The sequence below is a fragment of the Streptomyces sp. DvalAA-14 genome, from assembly GCF_900091855.1.
Taxonomy (GTDB): Bacteria; Actinomycetota; Actinomycetes; order Streptomycetales; family Streptomycetaceae; genus Actinacidiphila.
Genome location: NZ_FMCH01000359.1, coordinates 1 through 8,447 on the forward strand (window position 1 = coordinate 1; position 8,447 = coordinate 8,447).

The window sequence follows — 8,447 nt, forward strand, 5'->3', positions numbered from 1 at the left end:
TGTACAGGTGCGGGGACTGCGTGGTCACGGTGACCGCCTCCGTGGTTGGACCGTCGAACTGCCGTATTGCTGTGTACGGTTCGACGCTACGGGGGCGGTGCGGGCGGTCCCATCCGGTCGTCCACCCACTTGACCCTGAGCCTGACCCCCTAGGGATGGTGGGGTTGTCCCCACCCCTGGGTCGGGGTCGGATCCGGGCCGGTCGGATCCGGGCCGGGGCCGGCCGGGTCCGGGCCGGGTCGGCGGGGCGGGGCGGTCAGCCCATGCGGGCGGCGATGATGGCGATCACCGCGACGAACGCGGGCACCGCCATCATCAGACCGAAGACTTTCAGCAGGCGCCGCTGGGGCTGCGGAGGATTCGGATCGAGTACGGGCATGGCTTCAGTCTGGCACCGCCGCCCCGGCCGCCCGCGCCGGGGTCGCTCTTCGGCCGCGGCGTGTCGACGGCGCCCCGCACCGCAGGGGTGCGGGGCGCCCGCGGCGGGATGGCGATCGGGTCGTCAGGCGCCGATCGCGTGCAGCCCGCCGTCCACGTGGACGATCTCGCCGGTGGTCTTGGGGAACCAGTCCGAGAGCAGCGCGACGACACCGCGGCCGGCCGGCTCGGGGTCGGACATGTTCCACTCCAGCGGGGAGCGGTGGTTCCACACGTCGGCGAGTTCGGAGAAGCCCGGGATGGACTTGGCGGCCATCGAGCCGAGCGGGCCGGCCGAGATGAGGTTGCAGCGGACGTTCTGCTTGCCCAGATCGCGGGCGATGTACCGCGAGGTGGCCTCCAGCGCGGCCTTGGCCGGGCCCATCCAGTCGTACTGCGGCCAGGCGTACTGCGCGTCGAAGGTGAGGCCGACGACCGAACCGCCGCCGTCCATCAGCGGCAGGCAGGCCATGGTGAGCGACTTCAGCGAGTACGCCGACACGTGCATGGCCGTGGCGACCGACGCGAACGGGGTGTTGAGGAAGTTTCCGCCGAGCGCGTCCTGGGGCGCGAAGCCGATGGAGTGGACGACGCCGTCGAGGCCGCCGAGCTCCTCGCGGACGATCTCGGCCAGCCGGCCGAGGTGCTCCTCGCTGGTGACGTCCAGTTCGACGACCTTGACCGGCTGGGGCAGCTTCTTGGCGATGCGCTCGGTGAGAGTGGGCCGGGGGAAGGCGGTCAGGATGATCTCGGCACCCTGCTCCTGGGCCAGCTTGGCGGTGTGGAAGGCGATGGAGGCTTCCGTCAGCACACCGGTGATCAGGACGCGCTTGCCCTCGAGGATTCCGCTCATGGCGATCAGTGACCCATGCCCAATCCGCCGTCAACGGGGATGACGGCTCCAGTGATGTACGAGGCGTCGTCGGAGACGAGGAAGCGGACGACCGACGCGATCTCCTCCGCCTTGGCGTAGCGGCCGAGCGGCACCGAAGCGACTATTCCGGCGCGCTGCTCCTCGCTGAGCGAGCGGGTCATGTCGGTGTCGACGAAGCCGGGCGCGACCACGTTGAAGGTGATGTCGCGCGAGCCCAGCTCGCGGGCCAGGGAGCGGGCGAAGCCGACCAGGCCGGCCTTGGAGGCGGCGTAGTTGGCCTGGCCGGCCTGGCCGGTCAGGCCCACGACCGAGGAGATGAGCACGACCCGGCCCTTGCGGGCGCGCAGCATGCCGCGGTTGGCGCGCTTGACGACCCGGAAGGTGCCGGTGAGGTTGGTGTCGAGGACGCTGGTGAAGTCCTCCTCGCTCATCCGCATCAGCAGCTGGTCCTTGGTCATGCCGGCGTTGGCGATCAGCACCTCGACATTGCCGTGCGCCGCCTCGACCTCCTTGAACGCCTGCTCGACCTGTTCGGGGTCGGTGATGTCGCAGCGGACCGCGAGCACACCGAGGTCGATCAGGTCGGCCGGCGGCTTGCCGGTCCGGTAGGTCACGGCGACCTTGTCGCCTGCCTCGGCGAGTGCCCGGGCGATGGCGAGGCCGATGCCCCGGTTTCCTCCGGTGACGAGAACCGAGCGGCTCAACGGATCACCCTTCCCACTAGACGTGCTGTCCAGTGAAAGGTATCGGTCCGCGCCCGGTCCCGGGGGATCGGCCCCGACAGGCTGACCCCGCGGTCCCCTGTGGGATTCCTACAGGTGGCAGGTCAGCTCCCGGCGCGTGCTCCTGCCTTGCGACGGCTCCAGAAGAGCAGCCCGAGGGCGCCGGAGGCGAGCACCGCGCTCGCCGACAGGGCGGCTTCCAGGGTGGCGCCGCTGGGAGCGGCGTCGGCTGCGTCGCTGGTCGCGATGGGCTCGGTGCCGCCGTGGCCGTGGTGGCTGACGGTGGACTTGGACTCACCGGCCGCGATCTGCGCGTCGGTGGGCGCCTTGAACGCGGTGTCGGCCGCCGCGGCGGCCGTCTGGCCGAAGACGACATCGGCGCAGCCGTAGAAGGCCTCGGGGCTGTCGCTGCGCTGCCAGACCTGGTAGATCAACTGCCGTCCGGTGCGGGCCGGCAGGTTGGCGGGGAAGGTGTAGTACCCGCTGGGCGCCGAGGCGGCGGTGGTGTAGGTGGCGATCGGGGTCGTGGCCAGGTCGGACCACTTCAGCGGCTTGGTCGGGTCGTAGCCCTGGTTGGTGATGTACAGGGTCATGGTGCCCTTGTGCGGGGCGGTCACCCGGAAGGTGACGGTGGTCGATCCGGCCGCGACGGCGGTGGCGGGCCAGTCGGTCCGGGCCCAGTCCAGCGCCCGGTACTTGTCGCGGTTGGCGGAGCAGAGGTGGCCGTCGGGGATGATCGTGCGGCTCTGCCCGTTGGCGTTGGCGATGTTGACCTCGTTCCAGTCGTACAGCGGCTGGGTGCCGCTGTCGGCCACGAGGTCCTTGCAGACCTGGGACTTGGGGTTCTCGGGGCCTTCGGCGTAGCAGCCGGAGATCCGGCTGACGGGCGCGCTGAGCGCTCCGTGCGCGCTGGCCGTGCCCGGGGCGAAGGCGCCGATCAGCAGGGCGGCGGCGCCGACCGCGCCGAGCGATGCGGTGGTGCGGCGAACTGACATGTGGGGGGCTCCTGTCGTGCCTGAGGTGGTGCTCTGCGGACAAGAGAGGGCGGTTGTCATGAGCATACTAATTGGTCTGGACCAAGCCAAGAGGGCAGTCGGCCGGGCCGGGCCGGCGGCGCGGTAGGGAGCGGGCGCCGGGTTGTCCACAGGGCCGGGCAATGTCCGCGCCGGCGGCACCGTGCCCGTGATTCACTGCCGTTACCTGTCGGAAGATCGAAGGGGAACACCGCCGTGCCTCATGAGGTCGATCAGTCATTCCTGGCGCTGCCGCTGCGGGCACTCGCGGACGCGGCGCTCGCGCGGGCCCGCGCGCTGGGGGCCGAGCACGCCGACTTCCGGCTGGAGCGGGTGCGCAGCGCCTCGCTGCGGCTGCGGGACGGCCGGCCGACCGGGAGTTCGGACAGCACGGGCCTCGGCTTCGCGGTGCGGGTGGTGCACGGCGGCGCCTGGGGTTTCGCCGCCGGGGTGGATCTGACGATGGACGCGGCCGCCCGGGTGGCCGGGCAGGCCGTCGCGATGGCCAGGCTGTCCGCGAAGGTCACCGCGGCCGCCGGCTCGAAGGAGAAGGTGGAGCTGGCGGCGGAGCCGGTGCACGCCGACCAGGTGTGGGTCTCCTCCTACGAGGTCAATCCCTTCGACGTGCCGGACACCGACAAGAGCGCGCTGCTCGCCGACTGGAGCGCCCGGCTGCTGGCCGCCGACGGCGTCTCGCACACCGACGCCGCCCTGCTCACCGTCCAGGAGAACAAGTTCTACGCCGACACCGCGGGCACCAGCACCACCCAGCAGCGGGTGCGGATCCAGCCGCAGGTCACCGCGGTGTCGGTCGATCCGGACAGCGGCGACTTCGAGTCCATGCGGACGCTGGCACCCCCGGTCGGCCGCGGCTGGGAGTACGCGACCGGCACCGGCTGGGACTGGGACGCCGAACTCGCCGCCCTCCCCGGCCTGCTGGCCGAGAAGATGCGCGCGCCCTCGGTCGAGGCCGGCACGTACGACCTGGTGATCGACCCGTCCAACTTGTGGCTGACCATCCACGAGTCGGTCGGACACGCCACCGAGCTGGACCGCGCGCTGGGCTACGAGGCGGCCTACGCCGGCACCTCCTTCGCCACCTTCGACCAGCTGGGCAAACTCGCCTACGGCTCCCCGCTGATGAACGTGACCGGTGACCGCACCACCGAACACGGCCTGGCCACCATCGGCTTCGACGACGAGGGCGTGGCCGGTCAGTCCTGGGACCTGGTCAAGGACGGCGTCCTGGTCGGCTACCAGCTGGACCGCCGCATCGCCAGGCTCACCGGCTTCGAGCGCTCCAACGGCTGCGCCTTCGCCGACTCCCCCGCCCACGTCCCGGTCCAGCGGATGGCGAACGTCTCCCTGCGGCCGGACCCGGCCGGCCCGTCCACCGACGAGCTGATCAGCGGTGTGCGGCGCGGGCTCTACGTGGTCGGCGACCGGTCGTGGTCGATCGACATGCAGCGCTACAACTTCCAGTTCACCGGCCAGCGGGCCTACGCGATCCGCGACGGCCGCCTCGACGGCCAGGTCCGGGACTTCGCCTACCAGGCCACCACCACCGACTTCTGGGGCTCGATGGAGGCCCTCGGCGGCCCACAGACCTACGTCCTCGGCGGCGCCTTCAACTGCGGCAAGGCCCAGCCCGGCCAGGTCGCAGCCGTCAGCCACGGGTGCCCCTCCGCACTGTTCCGGAACGTGAACATCCTCAACACCACCAACGAGGCCGGGCGCTCGTGACGGGGTGATCGATTGGGTCCGAAAGTCTGCACGCGGTCGACACGGCGTCACAACGAACCACTCATGCATCCTCGCCCCACTCCTCGGTGTCTCCCTCCAGGGGAGCCACCGAGGGCGGGACGATAAGGCCTTTGTACGGCCTCAGCTCCAGCCGGTTCTGCATGGCCCGGGCCCCTCTGTCCATGGCCCGACGGACGAGGTGCCCGTAGACGAGCTCCGTCGTCCGAGTGGTTCGGTGCCCTACCCACGCAGCCACCTCGAAGAGCGGAATGTCGGCATGGATAGCCTCCGAGACGAAAAAGCGCCGGAAGCTTTTGGGGGTGTAGCCCGGAGTTCCGGCCTTTTGCGCGGCTGCCTTGAACTGATCCAAGAACCAGTCGTACGACGGATGACGGTCGTTCAGCCGGGGGGACTCGAAGAACTATCCCCGATTTCCCCATGTGCCAAAGGGATCGATGTGGTCATTGAAGACCTCTTTGATTGACTCAGGCACGGGCGTCCGGCGAGCCTGCTCAAACGAACGATGCTTCGTTCCCCTCTTCACCCCGCGGCGGTAGCCGGAGATCTCCTGGCAGCCGTAGGCCGAGACCTGGTGGTTTACTGCGAGGACGCCGTGCTCCCAGTCCATTGACCGCCCGGAAATGGTCGGGCGACGCCTGCCGGGCTTCGCGCGCAGCCGCTCGAAAGCGGCCCTGCCGTCGCCGAACACGGCTCTACGTTCGCGGCGGTCCAGCACCTGGTCCTGTCGCTTCAGGGCGAGACAGTGGGTTATGCCCAGGGATTCCGGATGCGTTCGGCGGCAGCCGCGACGTGCCGGGTGAAGGTGCTGAGCCCGATGTCGCGGCCTGGCCATTCAACCGTCAGCCCAGCCGCGCCGGAGGGAAGTCCACGAACAACCGTCACCCCGTAAGATCACAATGCGCGACTGGAGTACTGGATTTCCACTCACATGAGCCCTTTTGCCAAAACGAATGAAACAGCGGCAATTATTATGCAAATGCCGACACAGGCCGGAAGGCCGATTTTTCTCCTCGTGAGCCTCATGAGTCCCGCCATGAGAAAAAGCGATCAACTGACATTGAAGAAAATAATGACGATGTGAGGGTTGTCACTTGCGACAACGGCAGCCGACGATCCGATTGCGGTACCACTCGCTGCTGATGCTATCGGAACCACCCATATCTTGGAGAATCCACGTTGTTCGACTCTGGCATGCCGGCTCCCGGCACGCCGGTCGCGAAATTCTGCTACGAGCAGCATGGCGGATGCCAGAAGAGGTGGAAGGACGTAAATTATCGCAGGAATTCGAGTTCTCCATCTCCCAGGGCTCGGACAGTCTGTGGCGGCGGTCGCACGTATGGTCCGCCCCTCGGAGGCCTGAATTTTTCAGATCTCCGACCGACCGTAGGCCGCTGGGTAAACTACTGATGCGTTACACTTTCGCGTAGTGGTGAACGGTGATTTTAACGCCGCGATTCGGGTACGAACTCAACACTCGCCGAATTTGGGTTGCGACCCATCCGATAATTACTGAGAGGATTCCGATAACGACCCCAGCGGGCCCACCGGCGACTGTCCCGCCGAGAATGAAAGCTGCGGCGGCCCACGCGCTCGCGCCAGCAAGGAAATCGTACGATGCCTTCCAAGCTCGCCACCTACTCATCTTCATGACGCACCTAGCGTGCCAGAATGAGCAGCTCTTGGAGTTCTTGTTGTACTTCGTCCGGACGGACCGGCCGTCGAGATCGTACTTGTTGATCGGGTCGCCTGGGTAAGTGTAGGCGTTGGCGCCCCATTCGATGAACTGAGATCATTTCAGCCGATCGACGACCATCCCAAACCAGCGATAAGGCAAGCGGTCAATGTAAAGACTTCCCATCTGCTACAGCGATAGCCTTCGATTCCCTTGTGGTACTCGATGATGTAGCGAGAAGAGTCGGCCGCCATCCCGGTTATCCCCGCGAGAAATAGGCCGAGGACTCCATGAGCCGGTGCAAGCAGGACGGAAAGACCGATCCCAGTCGCTCCGGCGGTGGCCCCCAAGATCCCAGCGCGCGTCGGCAAGCTGATGCTGCGCAGCCCAACCGCCTGTGGATAGTGATCAGGACGGAGGGTCACACGAACGCTCAGAAATATCCCCGTCGCTATCAGTGCCGCGATGAAGGTAGTCGCGATGGCATTGCATATGCCGATTATTACCATTGAATTTTTTCTGTTATTGGGGTCCCCACGCGACAGTTGGACTGTGCTGCGCGGGGACCCATTGGTCGAGTGGACGCTCAAGCGGTCAGAATTTCACGATCGACGCCGTACTAAAAGATTGAGTACCAGTGTTTCGGATGTCCAAAGCATGCAGTTTTGACAGCCTTATATCCGACAACTTGAGCTATAAGTCCCCAACCTGCATAATAGAGAAGGCGAACAGCGGTTTTGAAGCTGTAGCCCATTATCATTCCCTTTACAACCCTCGCTATCGTGGTTACGCTTCGCAGCTCCCTGTAGGTCTTGAATGCTTTGGCATATGGGGCAACTGCGGCCAGGATAGCGGCTATACAGGTCATGCACTTTACATATTTGCTCCAACTGGATGTGCCGGTGAGGTCAAAGTTTTTGATCGGCTCCTGGTTGGCATAGTCGTATGCGTTGGCGCTGCCGCCGGGGACGGGGTCGGTGGTGAGGAAACGGCCGGTGGTGGGGTCGTAGAGGCGGATTCCCATGAGAGTGGCGCCGGTGACGGTTTCGTCGGAGCGTTGTTTGCCGCCGAGCCAGCCGTAGCGGGTGGCGGGGGTGCCCGATTCGGGGTTGCCGTATTCGTCGTAGGCGAGGGCGACGGGTGCCTGGCTGATGTCGAGGGGGAGCTGGACGGTGACGTCGCTGTGCAAGTCGGTGAGCTGTAGGACGGTGCCGTTGCTCCCCGCAGTGGTGGCGTCGAGGTTTCCGCCAATGCCCTGGACATTGCGGGTGATGGTGCCGGCGGCGTCCTCGGCAACCCACTCGGGGCTGTCGGTGTCGCTGCCGTAGTGGTTGGTCTTGGCCGCCGTCTGGGTCCAGGTGCCGGTGGTGTTCGTTTCGGTGGTCCAGGAGGCCAGGCGCTGTGCGGCGTCCAGGGTCCAGGTCTGCCGGCTGGTGCCGGCGGTCTGCTGGCGGACCAGGTCGTTGGTGTAGTAGCCGATCGAAGCGCCGGACGCCTGGGTGGTGGTGCGGCCGAAGGCGTCGTAGACGGTGCCGGCGGTGGTGAGCCGGTCGGCGCTGTCGTAGGTGTAGGCGGTGGTGGCGGGGGTTCCGGCGGTGCCGTCGGGGTTGTCGGTGCTGGTGGTCAGGCCGGTGCGGTTGGTGTTGTTGTCGAAGGTGTAGGCGCGGTGGGTGGTGGTGTCGGCCTGGGTGTCGTCGACGGTGGTGAGGCGGCCGGCCGCGTCGTAGGTGTAGGCCTGCTCCCCGGTGTCGGAGGCGTGGGTGGCCTGCTGGCCGTCGATGGTGTCGCTGGCGGTGTCCTCGGCGACGGTGACCGTGTTGCTGCCGGTACCGGTGGTGTAGGTGCGGGAGGTGTCCGCGCCGGTCTCGTCGGTCGTAGTGGTGAGGGTGTAGCCGCCGGGCAGGTTCTCGGTGGCCAGGTTGCCGTCCGCGTCGTAGGTGGCGGTGAAGGTGCCGGCCACCGAGTCGGTGCGGGAGGTTTCCAGC

7 protein-coding genes are annotated in these 8,447 nt (G+C 67.0%); 1 reads left to right on the top strand and 6 read right to left on the bottom strand.

Features of this window, described 5'->3' with window-relative positions:
- Positions 1-256: 256 nt before the first annotated feature.
- The 4 genes from GA0115240_RS38320 to GA0115240_RS18620 form a co-directional block, all read right to left on the bottom strand.
- Positions 257-379 (bottom strand): SGM_5486 family transporter-associated protein, encoded by a 123-nt coding sequence (locus tag GA0115240_RS38320; RefSeq protein WP_256069877.1) that lies wholly within the window; start codon positions 377-379, stop codon positions 257-259.
- 123 nt (positions 380-502) lie between these two features.
- Complete coding sequence (fabI, locus tag GA0115240_RS18610; protein WP_093737806.1) at positions 503-1,270, bottom strand: enoyl-ACP reductase FabI; 768 nt, start codon at positions 1,268-1,270, stop codon at positions 503-505.
- Positions 1,271-1,275: 5 nt separating this feature from the next.
- Positions 1,276-1,995, bottom strand: a complete 720-nt coding sequence (fabG, locus tag GA0115240_RS18615; RefSeq protein WP_093737807.1) for a 3-oxoacyl-[acyl-carrier-protein] reductase — start codon at positions 1,993-1,995, stop codon at positions 1,276-1,278.
- Positions 1,996-2,117: 122 nt separating this feature from the next.
- Entirely contained in the window at positions 2,118-3,008 is an 891-nt protein-coding gene (locus GA0115240_RS18620; RefSeq protein ID WP_093737808.1) for a lytic polysaccharide monooxygenase auxiliary activity family 9 protein, read from the bottom strand.
- Between the two features lie 234 nt (positions 3,009-3,242).
- On the opposite strand from GA0115240_RS18620, the gene GA0115240_RS18625 reads away from it, so the two are divergent.
- On the top strand, positions 3,243-4,769 hold the full coding sequence (locus GA0115240_RS18625) for a TldD/PmbA family protein (RefSeq protein WP_093737809.1): 1,527 nt from the start codon (positions 3,243-3,245) through the stop codon (positions 4,767-4,769).
- 61 nt (positions 4,770-4,830) lie between these two features.
- Here the strand turns inward: GA0115240_RS18625 and GA0115240_RS18630 are convergent, their stop codons facing one another.
- Together GA0115240_RS18630 and GA0115240_RS18640 are read right to left on the bottom strand one after the other, a co-directional pair.
- Positions 4,831-5,139 carry a hypothetical protein gene (locus GA0115240_RS18630; RefSeq protein ID WP_093737810.1) on the bottom strand — a complete coding sequence of 103 codons (309 nt, stop codon included), beginning with the start codon at positions 5,137-5,139 and terminating at the stop codon, positions 4,831-4,833.
- Between the two features lie 1,942 nt (positions 5,140-7,081).
- Positions 7,082-8,447: RHS repeat-associated core domain-containing protein (locus GA0115240_RS18640; RefSeq protein WP_275941107.1), on the bottom strand; the 1,366-nt coding region annotated here is incomplete at its 5' end.